The 21,248-nt window shown below is 66.3% G+C and carries 25 protein-coding genes; 19 read left to right on the forward strand and 6 right to left on the reverse strand.

The window, feature by feature from the left end; genetic code table 11:
• A partial coding sequence (locus tag ACSIH6_RS00005) for a hypothetical protein (RefSeq protein ID WP_435105205.1) occupies positions 1-182 on the forward strand: 182 nt, incomplete at its 5' end.
• A 104-nt stretch (positions 183-286) separates the two neighbouring features.
• Here the strand turns inward: ACSIH6_RS00005 and ACSIH6_RS00010 are convergent.
• Both ACSIH6_RS00010 and ACSIH6_RS00015 read right to left on the reverse strand, forming a co-directional pair.
• Positions 287-592, reverse strand: a complete 306-nt coding sequence (locus ACSIH6_RS00010; RefSeq protein WP_435105207.1) for a helix-turn-helix domain-containing protein — start codon at positions 590-592, stop codon at positions 287-289.
• On the reverse strand, positions 592-945 hold the full coding sequence (locus ACSIH6_RS00015) for a type II toxin-antitoxin system RelE/ParE family toxin (protein WP_435105209.1): 354 nt from the start codon (positions 943-945) through the stop codon (positions 592-594). The genes ACSIH6_RS00010 and ACSIH6_RS00015 overlap by 1 nt, the downstream gene beginning before the upstream one ends.
• Before the next feature lie 425 nt (positions 946-1,370).
• On the opposite strand from ACSIH6_RS00015, the gene ACSIH6_RS00020 reads away from it, so the two are divergent.
• From ACSIH6_RS00020 to ACSIH6_RS00045, 6 genes are all read left to right on the forward strand, one after another.
• Positions 1,371-1,700 carry a hypothetical protein gene (locus ACSIH6_RS00020; RefSeq protein ID WP_435105211.1) on the forward strand — a complete coding sequence of 110 codons (330 nt, stop codon included), beginning with the start codon at positions 1,371-1,373 and terminating at the stop codon, positions 1,698-1,700.
• Between the two features lie 30 nt (positions 1,701-1,730).
• Positions 1,731-4,361, forward strand: coding sequence for a TPR repeat domain-containing protein (locus ACSIH6_RS00025; protein WP_435105213.1), 2,631 nt, complete (start codon positions 1,731-1,733; stop codon positions 4,359-4,361).
• The gene (locus ACSIH6_RS00030; protein ID WP_435105215.1) at positions 4,358-4,885 is read left to right on the forward strand and encodes a hypothetical protein; all 528 of its coding nucleotides are present in this window, start codon (positions 4,358-4,360) and stop codon (positions 4,883-4,885) included. Before ACSIH6_RS00025 ends, ACSIH6_RS00030 begins: the two co-directional genes overlap by 4 nt.
• A 72-nt stretch (positions 4,886-4,957) precedes the next feature.
• Positions 4,958-6,223, forward strand: coding sequence for an outer membrane protein assembly factor BamB family protein (locus ACSIH6_RS00035; RefSeq protein ID WP_435105217.1), 1,266 nt, complete (start codon positions 4,958-4,960; stop codon positions 6,221-6,223).
• A gap of 260 nt (positions 6,224-6,483) precedes the next feature.
• Positions 6,484-7,074 (forward strand): hypothetical protein, encoded by a 591-nt coding sequence (locus ACSIH6_RS00040; protein WP_435105220.1) that lies wholly within the window; start codon positions 6,484-6,486, stop codon positions 7,072-7,074.
• Between the two features lie 378 nt (positions 7,075-7,452).
• Positions 7,453-8,601, forward strand: a complete 1,149-nt coding sequence (locus tag ACSIH6_RS00045) for a PQQ-binding-like beta-propeller repeat protein (protein WP_435105223.1) — start codon at positions 7,453-7,455, stop codon at positions 8,599-8,601.
• A 133-nt stretch (positions 8,602-8,734) separates the two neighbouring features.
• On the opposite strand, the gene ACSIH6_RS00050 is transcribed toward ACSIH6_RS00045, so the two are convergent.
• The gene (locus tag ACSIH6_RS00050; protein ID WP_435105225.1) at positions 8,735-9,166 is read right to left on the reverse strand and encodes a hypothetical protein; all 432 of its coding nucleotides are present in this window, start codon (positions 9,164-9,166) and stop codon (positions 8,735-8,737) included.
• Between the two features lie 151 nt (positions 9,167-9,317).
• Positions 9,318-9,881 carry an ATP-binding protein gene (locus ACSIH6_RS00055; RefSeq protein WP_435105227.1) on the reverse strand — a complete coding sequence of 188 codons (564 nt, stop codon included), beginning with the start codon at positions 9,879-9,881 and terminating at the stop codon, positions 9,318-9,320.
• A 215-nt stretch (positions 9,882-10,096) separates the two neighbouring features.
• Between ACSIH6_RS00055 and ACSIH6_RS00060 the strand changes: the two genes are divergently transcribed.
• The 3 genes from ACSIH6_RS00060 to ACSIH6_RS00070 all read left to right on the forward strand — a co-directional run bounded on the left by ACSIH6_RS00060 (position 10,097) and on the right by ACSIH6_RS00070 (position 11,623).
• Complete coding sequence (locus ACSIH6_RS00060; protein WP_435105229.1) at positions 10,097-10,957, forward strand: helix-turn-helix domain-containing protein; 861 nt, start codon at positions 10,097-10,099, stop codon at positions 10,955-10,957.
• Entirely contained in the window at positions 10,954-11,196 is a 243-nt protein-coding gene (locus ACSIH6_RS00065) for a DUF397 domain-containing protein (protein WP_435105231.1), read from the forward strand. The genes ACSIH6_RS00060 and ACSIH6_RS00065 overlap by 4 nt, the downstream gene beginning before the upstream one ends.
• A gap of 139 nt (positions 11,197-11,335) precedes the next feature.
• Entirely contained in the window at positions 11,336-11,623 is a 288-nt protein-coding gene (locus ACSIH6_RS00070) for a YciI family protein (RefSeq protein ID WP_435105233.1), read from the forward strand.
• A 66-nt stretch (positions 11,624-11,689) separates the two neighbouring features.
• Here ACSIH6_RS00070 and ACSIH6_RS00075 read toward each other — a convergent pair whose 3' ends face one another.
• Positions 11,690-12,109, reverse strand: coding sequence for a VOC family protein (locus ACSIH6_RS00075; RefSeq protein WP_435105235.1), 420 nt, complete (start codon positions 12,107-12,109; stop codon positions 11,690-11,692).
• Between the two features lie 161 nt (positions 12,110-12,270).
• Between ACSIH6_RS00075 and ACSIH6_RS00080 the strand changes: the two genes are divergently transcribed.
• The 3 genes from ACSIH6_RS00080 to rpsN all read left to right on the forward strand — a co-directional run bounded on the left by ACSIH6_RS00080 (position 12,271) and on the right by rpsN (position 13,996).
• Entirely contained in the window at positions 12,271-13,365 is a 1,095-nt protein-coding gene (locus ACSIH6_RS00080) for a GTP-binding protein (protein ID WP_435105576.1), read from the forward strand.
• A gap of 89 nt (positions 13,366-13,454) precedes the next feature.
• Positions 13,455-13,691 carry a 50S ribosomal protein L28 gene (gene rpmB, locus ACSIH6_RS00085; protein ID WP_435105237.1) on the forward strand — a complete coding sequence of 79 codons (237 nt, stop codon included), beginning with the start codon at positions 13,455-13,457 and terminating at the stop codon, positions 13,689-13,691.
• Complete coding sequence (gene rpsN / locus ACSIH6_RS00090; protein ID WP_435105239.1) at positions 13,691-13,996, forward strand: 30S ribosomal protein S14; 306 nt, start codon at positions 13,691-13,693, stop codon at positions 13,994-13,996. The genes rpmB and rpsN overlap by 1 nt, the downstream gene beginning before the upstream one ends.
• Before the next feature lie 231 nt (positions 13,997-14,227).
• Here the strand turns inward: rpsN and ACSIH6_RS00095 are convergent, their stop codons facing one another.
• Positions 14,228-14,695 carry a YkvA family protein gene (locus ACSIH6_RS00095; RefSeq protein WP_435105241.1) on the reverse strand — a complete coding sequence of 156 codons (468 nt, stop codon included), beginning with the start codon at positions 14,693-14,695 and terminating at the stop codon, positions 14,228-14,230.
• A 650-nt stretch (positions 14,696-15,345) separates the two neighbouring features.
• On the opposite strand from ACSIH6_RS00095, the gene ACSIH6_RS00100 reads away from it, so the two are divergent.
• From ACSIH6_RS00100 to ACSIH6_RS00125, 6 genes are all read left to right on the forward strand, one after another.
• Positions 15,346-16,494: a hypothetical protein gene (locus ACSIH6_RS00100; RefSeq protein ID WP_435105243.1), complete on the forward strand. Its 1,149-nt coding sequence runs from the start codon at positions 15,346-15,348 to the stop codon at positions 16,492-16,494.
• 69 nt (positions 16,495-16,563) lie between these two features.
• Positions 16,564-17,355 (forward strand): Flp pilus assembly protein CpaB, encoded by a 792-nt coding sequence (cpaB, locus tag ACSIH6_RS00105; protein ID WP_435105245.1) that lies wholly within the window; start codon positions 16,564-16,566, stop codon positions 17,353-17,355.
• Between the two features lie 3 nt (positions 17,356-17,358).
• Positions 17,359-18,774, forward strand: a complete 1,416-nt coding sequence (locus tag ACSIH6_RS00110) for a CpaE/TadZ family protein (RefSeq protein ID WP_435105247.1) — start codon at positions 17,359-17,361, stop codon at positions 18,772-18,774.
• A gap of 202 nt (positions 18,775-18,976) precedes the next feature.
• Positions 18,977-19,333, forward strand: a complete 357-nt coding sequence (locus ACSIH6_RS00115) for a pilus assembly protein (RefSeq protein WP_435105249.1) — start codon at positions 18,977-18,979, stop codon at positions 19,331-19,333.
• A 74-nt stretch (positions 19,334-19,407) separates the two neighbouring features.
• Complete coding sequence (locus tag ACSIH6_RS00120) at positions 19,408-19,776, forward strand: TadE/TadG family type IV pilus assembly protein (protein ID WP_435105578.1); 369 nt, start codon at positions 19,408-19,410, stop codon at positions 19,774-19,776.
• Between the two features lie 135 nt (positions 19,777-19,911).
• Positions 19,912-21,237, forward strand: coding sequence for a TadA family conjugal transfer-associated ATPase (locus ACSIH6_RS00125; RefSeq protein ID WP_017565392.1), 1,326 nt, complete (start codon positions 19,912-19,914; stop codon positions 21,235-21,237).
• The last annotated feature ends 11 nt before the right edge of the window (positions 21,238-21,248 follow it).

Consider the following 21,248-nt stretch of genomic DNA (forward strand, 5'->3'; position numbering starts at 1 on the left):
AAGACCCGATGACCTACCGGGGAGCCGGGCACCGGGGCACGCGCCGGACCGTGGCCGTGGTGACGTACGCGCTCGCGGGCGCGGTGACCGTGGCCGTGCTCGCGGCGGCGGTCTGGCTGGGAGTGGTCACCGTGCAGGGCGTGTGGGCCTACGCCCTGTCCCGCGTCACCGAGGGCTCCTGAGCCCTCGCACGGACAGGGCCCCCTCGGACAGCCCCAAGCAGAACCGGCTACGCCTGTGTCCCTTGGTTTCCGCGTTCTCGTACGGCCCCCGGGATGGGAAATGGTCAGGCGATCCGGCAGCGCTGGTCGCCGATCTCCACTTCCACCCGCAATTCCCCGCCAAGGGCCTCGACGTATCTGCGCAGGGTTTCGACCTGTGAGCGGCCGATGTCGCCGCGTTCGATGCTCGACACCCTGTTCTGGCTGATGTTCAGCCGCTCGGCGAGCTGGACCTGGGTGAGCTCGGACAGCTCACGAAGCTCACGCAGGTGGTAGGCACGCACTTCGTCGAGCATGCGCTTCTTGTGCGCCTCCACGGCGTCGCGATCGACAGGGCGCTTGGCCAGCATGTCGTGAAGGCTCGTACCCATCAGGCCTCTCCTCGCAGCTTCTCGATGTGCTCGTCGAACAGGTCGTCGGCGATAGGGATGTTCTTCCTGTACCACTTGCTCCAGTTTCCGGCCTTGTCCCCCGCGACAAGCAGGATCGCCTTGCGCGCGGAGTCGAAGGCGAACAGGACTCGCAGCTCCGAGCGACCGGAGGAACCGGGGCGCAACTCCTTCATGTTCCTGTGCCGTGAACCGTGCACCGCGTCCACCAGAGGTCGCCCCAGCGGAGGACCGATCTCGGCAAGGAGCTCCAGTGCCGCGACCACCTGCTCGTAGGAGCTCTGATCGAGTTGGTCGAGCCACGGTTCCACCAACCCCAGTTCTATCGTCCACACCAGAGTAACGTTACAACGCACACGTTGTACAGTGTGTGGGTTTTACGCGTTCCCCTGATCTCTGCCCCTGACTCGAAGCAGCATGCTCCTCAACCACCACAGTGGCCGCGCTCGCGGCGGTCTGGTTGGGAGTGGTCACCGTCCAGGGCGTGTGGGCCTACGCCCTGTCCCGCATCACCGAGGGTTCCTGAGCCCTCGCACGTGCCCCGACCCGTACCACCGCCTCCGGTGACAACAGCAGCTGGCCCCTGGCCGAATCCGGCCACCCGCCCCTGAGCGGCCTCCACCGGTACAAGCCGCAGCTGATCAGCCCTTTCGGCGAACGTGGCATCCGACACCGGTGATCTCACCGTTGGTCACAACTGCTAACTTACGGAGCATCCCCACCCATACGCCCCCACCCCTCCCCGAAGGAGTCCCCCGACATGGCAGGCGAAGCTGGCGCCAACCCGATCGAGGCCATGAAAGGCGGCGAACTCGCCGAGACGCTCGCCGACGCGATGGCAGGCATCGCCGACATGTACGACTTTCTCCTGGACGAAGCCAGATCAAAAACGAGCAACCCTGATATCGCCAACGGCTTCAACCTTTTCAAGAACTCGACGTACCAGTCCTTCCTCGACGTACAGAACCATGGCCTACAACTCGCCAACAACATTAAAAGCGGCGCAGGAAGCATCGCCCAGGAAGACTGGGAAAGCGCAGAAGGTTTCAGCGACACCTGGGGTAGCCACAGAGATATTAATTTTAACTAGCAAATGGAAGAAAAATACTAAAAGGGAATCATGGGCGAAATTCTAATAAGCTTCGAACAGGACGATATTGACGACTTTAGAGTCACAGCAGACTCAATAAAAGAAGAGTTCCAGATCCTTGAGTCCAGACTCCTGGGCCGCGCGGGTGACCTCAGTGGGAGCTTTGACTCTGCCGCCCAGCAGTTCACAGACATCGTCGCCTGGGACATTTCCTCAGCAAGCCAGGAAGACTATCAACTCTGGGTTGAGGCCTCCACAAACATCAGGTTCCTTGTCGGAGTCGCCGATAGATGGGCCAAGTGCATCCAGGCCTTCTGGGACGAGCACAATGAAATTTACAGGGTGTGGCGAGAATCGAAAAGTGCAAAAGAAAATCAGGTTCCCGACAAATACAGTAGCATAACATTCTTCAGGCCAGACAGAGGACTCTTGGACTGGGATGCCAATAAGGCCCGTGATTTGTATGACGAGTTGCGGGAAATAAGATCGGAGCTCAACGAACGAGCCCAGAAGAACATGCAGGACCACGAGGAGCGCGTCGCAGAGATCGCAGGAATGTTCAGCGAGGGACCGACCGAACTCAACGTCCAAAAGCTCGTTGATGGTGGAAACACCGACTGGGGCTTCGCCAGCATCAACCCCTCAGAGTACCTGGAACTGGACCAAGAGCTAACTCCAGAAAGTGCAGAGGAAGCTGCGGAGGAACTGGCAGATTACTGGTCCGGGGAGAAGCCTCTGGACCACCGATATGAAGAACTCATGCTCGTGTTGAGCATGCTCAGCCTTAATGCGAGACACTCCCAGAACGAAGGTACGGACCACCAACCCGAGGAGATGGACTTCCTCGATGCGTTCTATGACGAACTGGAGCGCCGCCAACCCGGTGGGGTCATCGACATACCCACGTCGATGGAGGGAGATCACATGTCCGATGAGGAGCGTGACCGCGCACTTGGCATTCTCGGTGACGGGCTCCTCACGCTTTCGGACCATCGCCTCGGGGGTGGCTACGACGATCTGCCCACCAGCGTGCGTGAGGCGGCCGAAGGGCCGCACCTGACGCCTACCGGCAGCACACCGCCCTCGTCACACACCTGGGCGGAAGATGCCCAGTCCCTGGCCGCGATGCTGGGCAGCGCCCACGAGTCGATGGAACCCGGATACGGGCTCTCCATGACCTTGAGCCTTTCCATGGGCATGTACTCGGATGAGTACTCCGAAGTCATGGACCAGTTCATCCCTGAGGACGACGTCCTGTCACTCGTCGACGTGGCCAACCGCAACAAGGACGCCATGCACGACCTCTTCGCCGGCGTCGAGAACGAGGACGGCGAACGCGAACCCTATGTCCACCCCAACCTCATGGGGACCTACGAGGACGAGGACGGGCAGTTCCACAGGTTCAGCCCGCACACGGAACAGTGGGGTTCGCCCGAGGAGATGATCAACACCGCCGTCGAAGGCCTTTTCACCCATCAGTGGGAGGACGACGGTGAAACCGTGGGCGACATGATTGAGTGGATCGCCCAGGGTGCTCACAGCGAGGACCAGCAGGAGCAGGACCGGGCAGGCCGCGCCGCCGCAGGCTTCGTCGAGATGATCACGACCGCCGAGATGCAGGAAGCACTCACCAACACAGGCGTGGACGTCACCGAAGACGGCGAAGAGTACACGGACGCGAGTTTCACAGCGTTCAACACGGAACTCGCCGAGGAGCTCGGCGACGTCTTCGATGCTTACATTTACAGTTTCGCCGGGGGCGAAATTACGGATAGCGATGACGATACCACTCCTCTCACAGGGGTCGGCGAATACGATTCGAGTTACAACGGATTCACTATTGGACCCCAGGAAAGAGCAGCGTATCTCCAGTACCTGATGGGCAACGACGACACCGCGAGCAGCGTAATCAATTCGGCCTCCACCTACCAGCACCTTGAGATGGAGGCATACCTAGAAACGGGAGACCAGTATTCGACCGCCAGGGGAGCCGCCACCCTTTACTCTCTGATTGATGTTGCCCTTGAGGCAGAGGCTGAAAACAGAAGGTTGGATCTCCAGGGAGCCGAGGACAGAAAAGAGCAAATCTACACCTTTGCACTGGAGAAAGTCGGGGAATACTCAGCCAAGGTTCCCGTGGTCGGGGAAGGCATCAGCAATGCACTTGGGCTCGGCTCGGAGTGGATAACCAGCCAACTCACAGACGAAGACATATCCACCAGCCCACGCTACCCGACGAGCGAAAACCCCGAATCCAGGAACCGAGAACATCAGCTCATTTTCCTGGAGCATATCGCAAACTCAGAGAGTGTGCACATCGACCAGCGCGCACCTCAAGAGTTCATGGACAAGCTCGAAAAATTCGGTGTCCTATCAACAGAATCAGACGGATCTGTTGTGGTCGAAATGGAGCGCTCAAACTGGTCAATCAGTGACGCTCCAGGCAATAATATAGATGCTTTGGACAGCGCCCTGGCAGGGGTGCTAAACGGAACACAAATCACACCTTCCGACCGGGTCACAACCAGCGCCGAAGATATGGCTGGCTCCTTCTCAGGTCCATATGACGACCGCCATGGCCTAATTCAAGAGCACGCCCCGAGGAATATCGAAGAGATCGAAGACGAGGAGCCCGAGGAGCCCGAGGAGGAGAGCAAATGAAGCTTACAAAGAAAGGCAAATTAATAATATTTACCCCCCTCTTTCTCCTCTTCGCCCAGGCATGCTCCCCGGAAAACGAAGGGAACGAAGCCGCGCCAGAGGAAGAAACGTTTGTGAACATGGAGCGGATGACTCTAGTGGCCAATGTGGCAACTTTTGAAAGGATGATGAAAGAGGGAGACCCCGATGATATTTTCTCCAGTGCCGCCAACGAAGAATCCGAAGGCGTACTTCTAAATACGGGAGTTATCTCCACCGACGGAGGAAATTACCGCGTCGAGACGGACATCACCGAATGGAATGTAACGTCTGGCCCAGTGACCGCGGAGACATCCATGACAGCAGTGGAATCAAGCCTGGGCGACATTCTGAACCACAACAATGTCACGTGGTGTGGGACATCTATCCGAGGCGACAAATTCGTGATGGATTACTTTGATCGCTATGAGGATTCCTTCGCCACGCGCGAAGAATACGTGGCCAGCATTGAGGACTACGTGGACTGTGGCACTGGCGAACTCTAGGAGACCGACGGACACGGCGTGTGCGGTACACGAAGACTTCTCCCACTGGCAGCAGTATGCGCGGCCGTGCTCATGCCGCTGGCAGGGTGCGGGCTCCCCTTCGGCTCCGACCACACCACCAACGACGAGGTACGGGAGCTGGACTACCCGGAGCGGGTCGAGCAGGTCGGTTGGGAGTGGCAGCCCCCTGAGGACGCTCGGATCATCGACACCGTTCCAGTGCCCACGGGCGTGGCTGTCGTACTCGATGACGGCTACGTCGTGCTCGCCGGGGACACGGGCGAGGAGTTGTGGCGGTACCGCGCCCAGGACACGGCCCTCGCGGCGTACGGCTCGCGCAGTGGAGAGTACCTGGCGCTAGAGGTTGAGGACTCCGAAGCCGGTTCTCTGCTGCTCCGACTCGACCCGTCCACGGGCGAGATCCTTGAGGAGTCCACCCGCGACGAGGCGAGTAGTGACGACGTCGGAGTGGACGACGGGTCCTTCAACCGGTCCGTGGACGAGGGAACCATGGTCGTCCGCTCCTCCAAAGGTCCCGCACTAACGGCGCTCTCCCTGGAGACCGGCGACCCGGTGTGGATCCGCGAGGAACCGACCGAGTGCACCACCGCCGACGGCCTGAACAGCAGTACCGACGACGCGGTCGTCCTCGACGACGTGGTCGTGGAGGCGTTCACCTGTGCGCCGAGCGTGGTGCGCGACTTCACCTACACCCGGGAGGAGGGTGACGTCGTCATCTCCGGTCTGGTCGGACGTGATCTGCGGACAGGTGAGGAACTGTGGCGCTTCGAGGAGGACTTCAGCATCGTCGCCTTCCAGTCCATTGATCATCGAAGCCTTGATCCCCTCTCCGACCGGCACCTGGTGATGAGGACGCTGAACTCCCCCAACGTTCTCTTCGACGTGTCAACGGGCGAGGTCATCGGTAAATGGGAGGGCGCAGTCATCGGAGCACAGGAAAACGGGTCGGTCGTGGTCTGGTACGCCCGCGACGGGGAGTACCGACGTGAGAACCCCGAAGGAACGACACTGACCACCCTGCCCAACCCCACTGAGGCGATACCGGACACCTCCGACGTCCACGGATTGTTGGAAGACGACTCGATCGTCCTGGCAGAAGGCATCGTCAACTCCGGTGAGCACTCTCTCGGACCGGACGCGGAGGTGTGGTTCCACGGCTGGGACTCAGGAAACAGCCCCGTGGTGATCGATGTGAGCCAGGTCAGCACCGAAGACACTGAAGCACAACTCTTCACCACCGCTGTTCCCGGCGCCGTCGTCCTCAGCTATTCAGAGGACGGTGACGAGGGGCGGGATGTCCTCCTCGGTCTGACCTGAGCGCCCACCGTGGCTATCCCCAACCGGTAGGGCGGCCACCTCACCGATGAGGAACGCGAGCACGCCCTCGGTGTGTTGGGCGACGGGCTCCTCGCGCTTTCCGACGAGAACCTCGGCGGCAGTTACGAGGACCTCCCTCTGAGCGTTCGCAGGACAGCTGAGGGACCACAGTTCTTCTACCACGAGTTCTCAACCCCATACAATTCCCGTTACGATTTGATCCAGGAAGAAGGAAAACGAGAGGAGGAAGAGGAAAATAAATGACCGATAAGCTCATCGAGAGAAAGCCGAGAAGACGCCAATGGCGGTTCGTCCTGCTGGCCATCGCCATGGGAGCCGCGGTCCTCATCGCTGTGCTGTTCTTCTCGGCGCGCCAGGATCTCGGGGTTACGGCGCCTGAGGCGAGTTCGGAACCCTCTCCGGAGGGAAGCACCCTGCCAAGGCCAGATGGGGAGTGGGTCCGACGGCAGGCCATGCTGCTTACTCTGGAGAGAATGTTCGCTGAACAAGACTCGGAGGAGATCTTCGCAAATGCCTCAGATAGGGCCAAGAACGACCTCTTGGAGGGAGGGGTCCTTGTCGAAGAGGACGGCCGGTATTGGCTTGAGACCGACCCCGCGGCATGGACCGTGGCGGAGGGGCTCGGCGATGATGGTCTCCTGCCACGCCACGTGGATAATGCCATGAACTCGCTCCTTTGGGAGAATGAAGTCACCTGGTGCGGCTACGAGGCCATCGGCCGCGAGTTCGTCTCCTCCTATGTGAACACCTACCAGGATGCCTTCGAAACTCAGGAGCAGTACCTCACAAGCATCGCTGACTACGTCGACTGCGGCACCGGCGAATTGTAGACAGGGCGGCACTCCTACGCGAGGGTGTTGCTTCCACGAATTGACACCACCAAGTTATCCCTGGGATGGTTCTGACCCCCGCACCGTGGAGAACGTCCTGAACCAAGAAATCTCCACGGACGAGGGAGTGGGAGTCCGAGTTGTCCCAGGCGGACTCGTAGTCTACGCGTCTCACGCTGGCACGGTCACATCCGCCGTTGCGGTCACCTGACTGTTCTGTCACTAGTGCCGCCCCGAGGACATCAATATTTGTCAACATGTATCGGTGTGCTGTGAGTTTCCATGGATGAAGAAGAACCAAGAAGACGGCGTGTCCGGGCACGATGGGTACTACTGGCCATTGCCGGAGTGCTCGTGCTCCTGTGGGGTTCGGTGCGCGTGATCGAACCGATGGTGACCCCGGATCCACCCGTCATCGAGCACCAGACCTCAGGGGATCTGGGAATCACGGCGCCACAGACGTTGGACAGTGTGGGCCAGTTCGATGAGTTCGTTGCTGGTTGGGATCATCCCGATGCCCTGCGGCTCGTCGCGGCCGAGACTTCTTTGGTCGCGGTCACCGAGGACGGTGTGTTCGGGGTTGGTTATCCCGGGGGAGAGGAACGCTGGCGCTTCCGTGTCCCCGGACAGGAGGTGGCCGTCAGTTTCACACCTGACGGTGGCGCGGTCCGCGTGGCCTACCGGGTAGACGGATTGCGGTCCGACGAGGTGCATTATGCGGTACTGAACCCCGGGACTGGTCAACGTCAGGAGACGACAATCGATCCTATCCCTATGCCTTCAGGAGGCCTTTCCTCTCTGGCAGATGCCGCATACGATCGTACAAATTTCACGTTCGAAGAGAACCCGCTGACTCTGACTGGCGAGCAGCCGACTAATGAGGACGAAGAGGACGACATATGGCGGGTCGGACTAGCCGCGTACTGCGACGGCACTAAACTCTCCCGGAACGACGTTGAGGTCACCACGTCCACGGAAAACGTCTTTGTCTCGATTCTCTGCCCAGGCACGGAGTCGAGTGTGCTGCTCGCCTTGAACCCTGAGTCAGGCGACCTTGAGTGGAGGCGGGAGTTCTCGGCAGCAGGGGTCGAAACTCCACCTGAGGTGCTCGTGGCAGATTACGACGGTTTGTATAGGGGCAAAGAGAATGACCCCTTGCACAGGGCTCTGTATGGTGAATTCGGCACTGATTATCTATACCTCAGGGAAAGTTCTGGTGCATCGTACGAACCCGGCCTGTGGAACGTCGAAGGGATGGAGTCTTGGTTCCTCCCACCCAACACGGACGGGGATCCGACCCCCCAAGCCTTTGTTGTGGGCAGGCACAACCCGATAGACAGAAGCGCTGCGGTGCAGGCGGCAAATCTTCTCGTGGGGGCGGATGTGATGCAGCCTGAGGAATTCCCGGATAAACTGCTCGTAGAGAATTCAGATGGCACGTCGCGCCTGCCCACTATCCACGAACTACCGATGGGCAGCGGTGTTGTCCCCATGATTCTAGAATCGATCGAACAAGCCATTGCGTGAGACAAAGACCGCACCATGACCATCTCATCCGGTACGACCAGGAATGATCGACTGGTGACAGAAAGCCCCGAGCAGATAGGGAGCTGTGGCTGCTCCCGTCTCGCTGGGAGCAGCTACAGCGTCTTGTTACTGGTCAGACATGCACGAAAGCGCGAGGCCGCGAGAAGGGACGACGGCCGGTGTGAGTGTTCCTGCGAATCCGCTGGGAGAGGGACAGGGGTTCGTAGGTGCGCTCGGAGGTGGACTTCACCCGAGCGGCGGGCGGGTCGGTGCGCTGGGTGCTGTGTGACCACAGGAGCAGGAGAAGGGCGTCGACGTCAGCGGCTTCGACCATTCCGGTGGGAGTGATCGCCCAGAAGGATTGCGTGGACTCACCCCACCAGATGATCAGGTGGCGGTAGCACTTCTGGACCTCGGCGGCCTGGGTGTGCTCGCGGGCGAACTCGGAGCGGTGGCCGCCCAGGCGGGGCAGGCGCTGGGCGCGGCGGACGCGGCAGGAGGGGTGGTCGCAGACCGGGCAGGCCGGGCCGACGAGCGGGGTGCGGCGCGGGAGCGGTCGGGGCATGGGGCGAACGTCGTCCGAGCGGCGGGGCGAAGGGATAGGGTTCTGCATCAGATCCTCTTTCCTTACATATGAGCTGTTTGGTTTCTGGGGGTTCAGGGCCCGGGAGAAGCGCTGCAACGCTTTCCTGGGCCCGTCTCATGTCGGCGACATGTCAGAGGTCGGTGTGGGTGTTCCAGCGGCTTCCGGTCAGGTCGTAGGCCAGTGAGAACCACACCGTGCGGTAGTGGGCGTTGCCGTTGTCGCCCCATTGGGTGGCGAAGGCGTCCACCATGGCCAGGCCCCGGCCCGATTCGGCGTCCAGGTTCAGGCCGTTCTCCTTGGGTTCCAGGTGGGAGTCCTTGTCGCGCAGGCCGCCCCGGTCTCGGCAGGCCAGGTGCAGTCCGGTGCGGTGGCGGTGGACGAGAAGGGTGTAGCTGCCGCCGGGTCGGCCGGAGAGGCTGTGGTGGATCGAGTTGTTGGCCAGCTCCGATCCCAGCAGTGTGAAGAGATAGCGGTAGTCGGTGTCCCGTGCGGCGGCGCAGGTGTCCAGGAACGCGCGCACCAGCGGCATCACGGCCGGGGTTCCGGCGAAGTCGTAGCGGCGCATCCGGTAGTTGGGCCGCTCGGGCTGCCGGGTGAAGTAGTGGCGGTGGACCGGCCGGATGAAGCTGGCCAGCGGCACCGTGGCCTCGCCCAGCGCGTGCATGGGCATCGGGGCGGGGGCTTTCGCGGGCATGACGAACACACTCCTTGGCGTGAGCAGGGGTTTCGTGGTGCCCGTTGGAGGAGTCTCACGGATGCCGTGATGCGCGGAACGGGCAGGGCGTAGCCTGACCGACATGAACCCTGGGTGATACACCGGTCACTGACCACATCTCCATGGTGAGTTCTTAGAATCCCAAAAGTCAAGCGGATCCTTAGAATCCCTCTATATTTTGCTAGGCTTGCCCCATGAAACCCAGCTTCAGCCCCACAATTCGCCGACGACGCCTCGCGCGCATACTTCGCGACTTTCGCGAAGAATCCGGACATACGCTAGATACAGCATCTAAGGAGTCAGGCGTACCCAGGAGCACCATCGGGAGACTCGAAGGCCCCGAAGGGAAACGCATCCAGACAGCTCACCTGGACGCATTGGCTCGGCTGTACAACATGGACGAGGAGTCCTGGAAGAGCCTTCACCAACTGGCCAAAGACGCGGGCGAGCGAGGCTGGTGGTCCAAGTACAAGGACGTCTTCAGCACTGATGGCCTGCCATCCTTCGAGGTTGAGGCCTCGTGCATCCGGACCTACCAGACCCAGGTGATCCCTGGCCTTCTCCAAACCACCGCCTACACACGAGCCGTCTTCACGGGCACCAGCATGGTTCAGGAGGAGCAGATCCAGCGCCATGTCGATGGCCGCATGAAACGGCAGGAGATCCTCGAACGCCTCTACCCGCCCGAGTACGTGGCGATCATCGACGAAGCCGCCCTACGCCGGTTCGCGGGAGGAGTGGAGGTGATGAGGGAGCAACTGGACCACCTCACAGACATGGCGAAGCGTTCAAGAATCTCCATCCACGTCCTGCCCTTCTCCTCAGGGATGCACTCAGCGAACCTCGGAAGTTTCCAGATCCTGGAGTTCCCAGAACCAACGGACCCCACCATTGGTTACATGGAGACACCAACCTGTAAAATCTTCTCAGAAGAGGACGAAGAGATTCGTCGCTATGAGACCTTGTGGCGCGAGGCTCACAATGCCGCACTCACCGCAGCTCAGAGCGTGAGCTTCATCAGGGACGTGATCACATCGCTGAAGGGCACTACATGACCGTTCTCAGCTTCAAGAAGAGCAGCTACAGCGGCACCGGCGAAGACTGCGTAGAGGTCGCCCACATCCCCAGCAGCTTCCGCAAGAGCAGCTACAGCGCCCAGGATCAGGATTGCGTGGAGGTCGCCGACCTCCCCTGCGGCGCGGCCGTCCGCGACTCCAAGCACCCCACCGCCGGACACCTCCCCTTCCCCGCCGCCGAGTGGTCCACCTTCCTCTCGGTGGCCCGCTCCCGGTAGAACCCCAGCACCCGCTGCGGCCGTCCTCCCGGCCGCGGCGGAACGCTTCCACCCCGGCTACGCCCTCCCACCTGCGCCTGTGGCACAGTGACGGCGATCGCGGCACCAGCCAGCCGCCACACACCCTGGGAGGGAAACCATGGCGATCTTCGCCGTCACCTACACCTACGCCCCCGACAGCGCCGCCGCGCGCGACGAGCACCGCCCCGCGCACCGCGAGTACCTGGCCGCGCAGGACGCCAACCTCTGCTCCGGCCCCTTCGGCCCGGAGGACGCTCCCGGCGCCCTCCTGCTCTTGCGCGCCGACTCCCGCGACGAGGCCATCGCCCTGACCGAGAAGGATCCCTTCCGCCTCCAGGGCCTGGTCTCCGATGTGGACGTCAAGGAGTGGTCCCCGGTGCTGGGCCCGCTCGCCGAGCACTTCTGAGCGAACACCGCGGGCCGGGGCGGAAGTCGCTTCCGTCCCGGCCCGCGTCATGTGCGGCCCCCGGTGTCACTCCTCGGCGAGGCCGTTGTCCTTCATCCACTGCGGGTCGGGGGCGACCATCTGGAGGATCTCGACGTAGAGGCCCTCCGGGCCCGAGACCTGGAAGCGGCGCTGCCCCCAGGGTTCGCTGACCAGCGGCATGATCACCTCCACCCCCGCCTCCCGCAGCCGCTTCTCCTCGGCGTCCACGTCCGGCACCAGGAAGGCGATCAGCGACTCCGCCCTCCCCGAGCGCAGGACCTCGTGCGTGGACGGATGGTCGCGCAGCACGAAGTCGATCGACAGCTTGGGGTGGTCCTCGTGCTGGGTGTTCAGGTACCAGCCGAGGTCGATGTTGACGTCGAAGCCGAAGTGCTCGGCGAACCACGCGGCGCTGGCGCGCGGGTCGTCGCAGAGCACGGCCAGGCCGACGAGTTCGATGTTCACGGTGCCTCCAGGGATCGCCTTTAACCACTCCATGAAAAGTACTACGTGCATAGTGACCGTGGCAACCGGCTTTTCTCTCGGGGTGCCGTGCGCGTGCTATACGATAATGATTATCGTTTTCCTGGAAAGGAGGGTCTCCCCCGATGGAGCCGACAACCCCCATGCGCGTGGCCGTGGTCTGCGGTCTGCACCGCCACGCGCGCGGACGGAGCGTGGACGACCTGCTGGCGGAGGTTCCGGGGTCCGTGGCCGTGCACCACGACCTCGACGGGATCGCCGAGGGGATCGTCCACCGCGTCACCCGTGACCGCTGGGGTCCCGTGGACCACAGCCGCGTTCACCTGGACCACCTGTGCGCGTCCTGCACACTGCGCGAGGACCTCGTGCCCGCACTGCTGCGGCTGGCTGAGCGGGGCGAGCACACCCTGTGCGTGGTGGAGACCTGGGACGGGGTCGAACCCCGGCAGGTCGCCGAGGTCGTCGCGGCCCGGGAGGAGCTGCGGCTGGCCGCGGTCATCGCGGCGGTGGACGCCGACCGCCTGCTGCCGGACCTGTCCGGGCACGACGACCTGCGCGACCGGGACCTGGACATCGCGGTGGAGGACGAGCGCACGGTCGCCGAGGTGCTCGCCCACCAGATCGAGTACCCGACGGCGGTCGCCATGCACGGAGCCCGCCACCTCGACGAGGCACGCGCCCTGGTGGAGCACCTCAACCCGGCCGCCGTGGTCGTCCCCGCGGGCGGCGGGCTGGCGGACCTGACGCACGGCCGGTTCGACCCCGAGGCGGCCGCGCACCGGCTCAACCCGGCCTGGGCGCACTACGCCGACCGCGCGGACGGGCGGGTGAGCACGGTGACCTGGACCCGCAGGCGCCCCCTGCACCCCGTGCGGCTGCACGAGGCACTGGAGCGGATCGTGTCCGCGGGCCTGCGCGGCCGGGGCCGGATCTGGCTGGCCAGCCGCCCGGACACGCTGCTGGTGTGGGACGCCTACAACGACGCCCTGCTGCTGGAGAGCGGCGGCCCCTGGCTGGGTGCGCTGCCCGAGGCCGCGGTGGAGATGGTCTCCGAGACCCGACGGGTCTCCGCGCTCCTGGACTGGGACCCGGTGCTGGGCGACCGCCGCCAGCACCTGGCGTTCACGGGTGTGGACCTGGACGTCCAGCGCCTGGTGTCCTTGCTGGACTCGTGCCTGATGACCGAGGACGAGGCGGGACGGCCGCTGCGCTCCGACCCCTTCGCCGACGCCCTGTAGAGGGAGAACGCCACGACGGGGGAGCCCCGAACACCGGGGCCCCGAACGGTCCGGCAGGCTCCGGACCGCGCATGAAAGGAGGGACCGCCGTGTCCCGTGTCTGTCAGGTGACCGGAAAGGCTCCGGCCTTCGGAAACTCGGTCTCGCATTCCCACCGGCGCACCAAGCGCCGGTTCGATCCCAACATCCAGACGAAGAGGTATTGGCTACCCAGTGAAGGACGTTACGTGAAGCTGCGCGTGAGCACCAAGGGGATGAAGGTGATCGACGCCCGCGGCATCGAACGGGTGGTCGCCCAGATCCGCGCCCGCGGAGGGAAGGTCTGATGGCCAAGAAGAGCAAGATCGCCCGTGACCAGCAGCGCAGGCGCGTGGTGGCCCGCTACGCCGAGCGCAGGGCCGAACTCAAGCGGATCATCCGCAGCCCGCACACCGGCGAGGAGGAGCGCGCGGCGGCGGTGGCCGAGCTGAACCGGCAGCCGCGCGACGCCAGCGCCACCCGGCTGCGCAACCGCGACGCCGTGGACGGGCGGCCGCGAGGGCATCTGCGCAAGTTCGGGCTCTCGCGGATCCGCTTCCGGGAGATGGCCCACCGCGGCGAGCTGCCCGGGGTGACCAAGTCCAGCTGGTAGCGCAAGCGGGATCCGGTCGCGCGCTCGGCGGTGTGACCCCCGACGCCCCGCGGCTCGACCGGATCCGACGCCACGGGCCCCGCGCGGTGCGCGCGGGGCCCGTGTGCAGCTCGGGTGCGATTCCGGGTTGCCGCCGGACGACGGCGGTCCGGATCGGAGGCGCCCCGGATCGGAGGCGCCCAGCTCAGGCAGCCCGTCTCGGGCGCTCCGGAGGGGAGGCGGCCCGCCCGGTCAGCGGCGTGCGTGGCCGGTGGAGGAGCGGTGGCCGTCGTGGCCGGGGACGCCGTGTCCCTGCTCCGGTCCCGCCTGACCGTCGTACATGCCGCTGCCGTGTCCGCCTGGCCGGTTGGCCTGCTGGAAGGCCTGCTGTGCCTGGTTGTGGCGCTCCCAGAGCACGAAACGCTCGCTCTCGCCGAGCGCCATGGTGGTCAGCCACACGGCGACGGCGACGTCGTCGGCCAGTCCGAGCAACGGAACGAACAGTTCGGGGACGAAGTCGACGGGAGAGAGGATGTAGGCCACCAACGCGAGCATTCCGAGCAGCTTGCCGCTGCTCAGCTCGGGGTAGCGTCCGCGCACCTTGGCGCCGATCATCCGCGGGACGGCTCCGGCCCGCTGCCAGACGGACATGTCGCTGTCGGTGTTGCGGACGACTTGCCAGGCGGCGGCTCCCGCCGCGGCGCGGTTTACCTTACGCATCGTTCGGTCTCCTCGGTGAGGACGTGGCTTCTCAAGATATGACGCGAAGCCTTCCTGTTTCGTTCCCGCGTGGCGCGGGTCCAATCCCGTACGTGACCGGTGCGACACCTTCGCCCGCCGTCCTCTCCCCGGACGGAGCGCCCGCGTCCCGGGAGGGTTGTCCACAGGCCGCGAAGGGGACTGGTGGGACGGGGAGAGGAAGGGCATCCTTGGAGAAGAAAGGATGAGAGGCATCAAACGTCACCAGGAGGTATCTCAACCCCCACGAACCAACACAGAACCCATACGACCCGAAAACGGTCGCATACCGATCCGTCCACACGTTGGCCACATGCGGCCAGCACAAAACACGTCTGCCCAGGAAGAAGGTGGCGCACACGGACACGATCCGATCCCCTTCGGCCAGCGTGGAGTCCGCACCACCCGCGCCACCCCCGCCGAGCCCTCGCGCCCCGACCACTCCGCCACCGCGCACCCCGCGTTCCACGGCGGCAAACGCGAGGCCTCCCGCGCTCCGCCACACATTCGTTACGATGCGTCCGAGTGCCACCTTCGCAAAGCCGCTCAGCCGTCTCGCCCCAGCGCGCAGAACCGATGGAGCTTGCCCAGTGTCCAGAGCCCTACCTCGGTCGGCGACGACCGTCGCCCTGTTGGCGGACATCCCCAGCACGGGTCACGTGGGTGAGGCCGGGGCCCACCGGTTCGCGATGCGCGGCGAGAGCATCGGCGAACGCAGTGCCGCGTTCGTCGCCTTCGCCAGGGAGCAGACCGAGGCGGGCCGCAAGGTCGTGGCGCTCTACCCCGCGTGGCAGTCCGCGGACGCCGAGCGCGCGGTCAACTTCGCCCGCGGCGCGATGCGTACCGACCACATCGCCGGGATCGGCGTCGACCTGTCGCCCCTGGCCCTGTCCCTGGTCGCCGACCAGCTCGCCTACCTCGCCCCCTACCTGCCGCCGGGGATGGTCGCCGCGCTGTGCGACGAACTGCCCCGGCACCTGCTGGCGGGTGCCTGGCTCAGGACCGTCTCCGGCCTGTCCACCATCCCGACCTCGATGCGCCAGCACATGGGCTCCTACGCCCCGTCCGTGTCCTTCCTCGCCTACTGCGCACCCACCCACCAGGTGGGACGCATGCGTGCGTCCGACGTCTCCCGCACGCTGCCCTTCCGGCCCGTGCAGCCGGTCCAGCTGCTGTGCTCCACCCCCGACCCCGGGATCACCGGGGTCTTCGACGACCACCTCCCGCAGGCCATCCAGCCCGTGGCCACCCGCACCCTGCCCGCCCAGCCGCTCGGCCCCCTGTACTGGGGAACCGCCAAGTACGTGGAGTTCGTGGCGCTGAGCGCCCACCCCCAGGCCCTGGCCTACGCGGCCAGCTCCATCCGCGCCGCCTCCTGCTCCTGGTGCGGCGAGCCCATGTCGGCACGCACCTGCCCCTTCTGCTCGGCCACCGCCGCACGGACCCCCGCGCGGCAGCCCGCTCCCCGGTCCGGCCCCCGGCCGTCCGGCGGACAGGGTCCCCCGGCTGTTCCGGGTTCCGCTGAAAGAGCCGCCGGGCCCCTTCCCGGCGGCGCCACCCGCCCGCCCGGCGGACCCAGGGCCCCGGGCTCCCCGGGCCTCCCAGGCAGAACCGCCAACCCCTCCCCCGGCAGCACCGCCGGGCCCGGCCAGGCCCCTCCCCCCGTAGAAGGGGGGCGTGTGCCGGGTCCGCCTCCCCCACCGTCCACCGACCGACCGGAGGGTCAGCCGTTCGCGGGCCGCGCCCCGCGGCCCGACACACCCCGGACCTACTCCCGTTAGGGACCGGCACCGCGCCCCCGAGGCGAGCGGACGGCCCGCGACGACACTGGAAACGGAAAAGCAACCCCTATGAACCCCCGTCAGCGACGCGGCGTCCTGCTCATGGTCGTTGCCGCTATCGGCGCCGTCGCCGTGTTCGCCTCCGTGTTCACCTACCTCAACAGCCAGCAGGAGCGCCTCGGCGAGTTCGCGACCGTCCTGCGGCTGACCGAGGCCGTGGACGCCTACCAGCCCATCGGCGAGGAGTCCGTGGAACGGGTCGAGGTGCCCAGCATGTACTTCGACCCGGAGGTCTTCCTCAGTGACCTGTCCGAGGTGGAGACCCCGGCCGACCAGCAGCTCGTCGCCGCCTCCCACCTGGAGGCGGGCGTCTACCTCCAGCAGGGCATGGTGCAGCCCCAGCCCACCCTCACCACCGGGGAGCGGGAGATCGCCATCATGGTCAACGCCGAGACCGGTGTGGCGGGCAAGGTGCGGCGCGGGTCGTTCGTGGACATCTACGGCACCTTCCCGGCGCGCGACCACGGCGAGGCGTGCGCGGTGCGGGTCATCACCGAGGTGGAGGTCCTGGACATCGGTGAGCTGCGCACCCAGGAGGAGGAGGGCGGCGGTGTGGCCGGGGTGGTCCCGGTGACCTTCCGCCTGGACCCGCAGGCGGCGCTCCAGCTCGCCTACGCCGAGGACTTCTCCAGCGGGCTCAGGCTGGCCCTGGTGAGCGCCGACGGCGGCGGCACCCCGGGGGAGACCGAGTTCTGTAGCGGGGACTTCGACGACCTCGTCGACGGAGGAACGGCCGACGAGAGCACGACACCGGACGAGGGCGGGGCGGCCGACGAGCGGCGCGTGCCGCATGGGGGGTAAGCGTTGAACTTCCGTGTCCTGGCGGGTATGCCGACCTCGGAGTCGGAGATGGTGCTCGCCGCGCGTTTCGAGGAGCTGGACAGCGCCGCCCTGGTGGCCTCCCGGGCCACCACGACGGCGCTGATCGACGCCGCCGGGGAGTTCCCGGAGATCGACGTGGTCCTCATCCACCAGGATCTGGGCCCCGCACCGGTGTTCGAGGCCATACGCGACCTGTCCCACCGCCATCCGCAGGTGGCGATCCTGCTGGTCTCACCCACGATGGACCCCGACACGTTCACCGGCGCCATGGAGGCCGGGGCGCGCGGGGTGATGCCCGACGACTGCGGGATCGCCGAGCTGGAGAGCCGGATCACCAAGGCCGCCGAGTGGTCGCGAACGCTGCGCCGCCACCTGGAGTCGGCGTCGATGGACCTGCCCGCGTCGGGCGTGCGGGGCCGGGTCGTGGCGATCAGCGGCGCCAAGGGCGGCGTGGGCACCACCACGTGCGCGGTGCACCTGGCGATGGCCGCGGCCGCCGCCGGGCGGGTGGTGTGCCTGGTCGACCTGGACCTACAGACCGGCGATCTGCCGGCGTTCCTCAACCTGCGGCACCGCCGCTCCATCAGCGACCTCGTGGAGGCCGGGGACAACATCACCCCCGGCATGCTCGCGGAGACCCTGTACGTGGACCCGCGGGGTCCGCACGTGCTGCTCGCCCCCGAGCACGGCGAACGCGGCGAGGACGTCGGCGCCAGCGCCGCCCGGCGGGTGCTGAGCGCGCTCCGGTCCCGGTACGAACTGGTGGTGGTGGACTGCGGGTCCACCATGAACGAGGCCACCGCGATGGCGGTCGAGCTGGCCGACAGCGCGGTCGTCACCGTCACCCCGGACGTGCCCGCGATGCGTGGCGCCCAGCGGCTGATGAGTATGTGGGAGCGGTTGCAGGTGCGTGCGCACACGGACGTGTACTCGCTGGTCACCCGGCACAGCCGCAAGAACGAGATCCAGCCGGACTTCCTCCAGCAGCTGCTGGGCACCCGGGTGCTGCGCACACCGGTCCCCGCCGCCTACCGCGCGCTGGAGCCCGGGGAGAACAACGGCGACCCGACCAAGGTGACCGACGAGGGTCTGCGCAGGGCCTTCTCGCGGCTGGCCGCAGAGCTGGACCTGCTGAACCCGCCCGCGCAGCCCGGTGGCGGCGGGGGTTCGGCCACCCCGCCCGCGGGGCTGGGCGGGTTCGCCTCCCTCTCCGAGCGGCGCGGCACCGGACCGTCCACCCGCGACGTGTCCGGCTTCCTCAACGCGTCGGGGCCCAACCCGTCGCGCGCGGCGGTCAACGGGCAGGCCTCCGTCCCGCCGCTGGGCCAGCCCTTCGGCGGGCGCCCGGGTTCCGGTCCGCACGGGGGCGGAGGGGGCCGCGGTGGCTTCGGGAGCTGAGTCCGGCCTCCGACGGGGGCCGGGCCGGAGTGAGGGCGCCGCGCGGAACGGCGGCCGTGTGGGCCGCGCCGGCCGCCCGCCCCGTCGGATCCCACGGGGCTTACGAGGGCCGCGAGGACCCGGGGACCCGCGGAGTCGCGGGGTCCGGTCGCACTCGCGGCGCGGCGGTCCGCGGCGGCGCGGTGACCGCGGCGGGGTCATCGTGGAGTTCGCCGCGGCGGTGCCGTTCATGATGCTGGCGCTGGCCCTGGTGTGGCAGGTGCTGCTGCTCGGCATCACCGCCATGTACGCCTCGCACGGCGCCGCCGAGGCCGCCCGCCAGGCCGCCGTGACCCCCGACGACATGGCGCGTGTGGACGAGGAGGCCCGCAAGCGCGTACGACCTCCGTGGGACGGCGCGGACGTGATGACCGTGGAGATCGTGGAGCGCGACGGCGCGCGCTACGCCCAGGTGACCATGGCCATGCCGCTCTTCCTGCCCGGGGCCTCGGGGCCCTGGGACGTCACCGGTGAGGCCCGTGTGGTCACCGAGGTCGAGCCGCAGGGAGTGACACCGTGAGCGCGCGGTCGGGCGGGCGGACCGCTTCGGCCGGTACCCGCCGGAGCACCGCAGACCGCGGAGCGCGACGCCTCCTGCTCGGAGGCCGACCGCGCCGGGACGGCGACCGGGGCGGCCCGCTGCTGGAGTTCGCCGCGGTCTTCCCGATCCTGCTCCTGGTCGCGGTCATCGCGATCGAGGCCTTCCTGGCCTTCGTCGCGGTCGAGCGGCTGGAGTCCGCGGCCCGCGCCGGGGCGCGGGTGGCCGGGGCCGAGCAGCTGGAGGGCGCGGAGGCCGCCGCCCGCGCGTCGCTGCCGTCGTGGCTGGACGGGGCGACCGTCACCAGCGGCGCCAACGAGCACGAGGGTTTCTACGTGGAGGTCTCGCACCCGCTGCCGATCGTGTTCTCCGCGGCGGGCTTCGACCTGACGCTGACCCGGCGCGTGGAGATGCCCGATGTGTGAGGCCGAAGCGGTGCGCCGTGCGCGTCGGGGCGATGCCCCGGCGCCCGAGGAGAACGCAGCGGAAGTCGTGGCGGGGCACCGCGCGGCGGGGCGTGTGCCCGCCGCGCCAGCCCCCGGGGGAAGGAGAACGGGGCCATGGGTCTGAAGGACCGTCTGGAGGAGGACCGCGCCGTCGAGGGGCGCTCCGAGCGCAGCAGCGTCACGCACTGGCGCAGGCGCCTGCTGGAGGAGATCAACCTGGAGGACCTCACCCGGCTGACCCTGGCCCAGCGCCGGGTCCGCCTGGAGAAGGTCGTGGGACACATCCTCACCCGAGAGGGCCCGGTGCTCTCCGACCGGGAGCGTTCGGCGCTCATCCGCCGGGTCGTGGACGAGGCCCTGGGGCTGGGCGTGCTGGAGCCGCTGCTGGCCGACGAGACCGTCACCGAGATCATGGTGAACGGCCCCGACAACGTGTTCATCGAGCGCGGCGGCCGGATGCAGCGGGTGGACGCCACCTTCAACGGCGAGGAGCAGCTCTACCAGACCATCGACCGCATCGTGTCGCTGGTCAACCGCCGCGTGGACGAGTCCTCGCCCATGGTGGACGCCCGGCTGCCCACCGGTGAGCGCGTCAACGTGATCATCCCGCCCTTGTCGCTGTCGGGCCCGGTGCTGACCATCCGGCGCTTCCCCAAGCCCTACCCCATCGACGAGCTGGTGCGGATGGGGAGCCTGGACTCGCCGACCGGCATCCTGCTGGCGGCGATGGTGCGGGCCCGCTTCAACATCGTGGTGTCCGGCGGTACCGGTACCGGAAAGACGACCTTCCTCAACGCGATGTCGGCGTTCGTGCCCTCCGACGAGCGCATCGTCACCATCGAGGACTCGGCCGAGCTCCAGCTGATGCAGGACCACGTGGTGCGCCTGGAGTCCAGACCGCCCAACATCGAGGGCCGTGGCGAGATCGCCATCCGCGACCTGGTGCGCAACGCGCTGCGGATGCGCCCGGACCGCATCATCGTCGGCGAGGTGCGCGGTTCGGAGACCATCGACATGCTCCAGGCCATGAACACCGGCCACGACGGCTCGCTGGTGACCGTGCACGCCAACTCGGCGGACGACGCCATCCACCGGTTGCAGACCCTGGCCACCCTGAGCGACGTCAACGTGCCCTACGAGGCGATCCGCGACCAGATCAACAACGCGGTGGACGCCATCGTGCACCTGGGCCGGTGGCCGGACGGGTCGCGGCGGGTCAACGAGATCGCGGTGGTCTCCTCACGGCGGCGCGAGGAGTTCCGGCTGGACCCGGTGATGCAGTTCTCCGCGCTGCCCATGGGCCCCAACCGGGCCGTGGAGGGCGAGTTCCGGCACTTCCCGCTGCCCCGGCACATCGCCGGGCGGATCTACCACGTGGGCGAGGCCATTCCGGCGGCCTTCGGGGTGGTCACCGACGAGCGGCCCCGGAACGGCTGGTGAGATCCTCCCCC

Origin of the sequence: Nocardiopsis synnemataformans (genome assembly GCF_965343085.1) — a bacterium.
Taxonomy (GTDB): Bacteria; Actinomycetota; Actinomycetes; order Streptosporangiales; family Streptosporangiaceae; genus Nocardiopsis; species Nocardiopsis alborubida.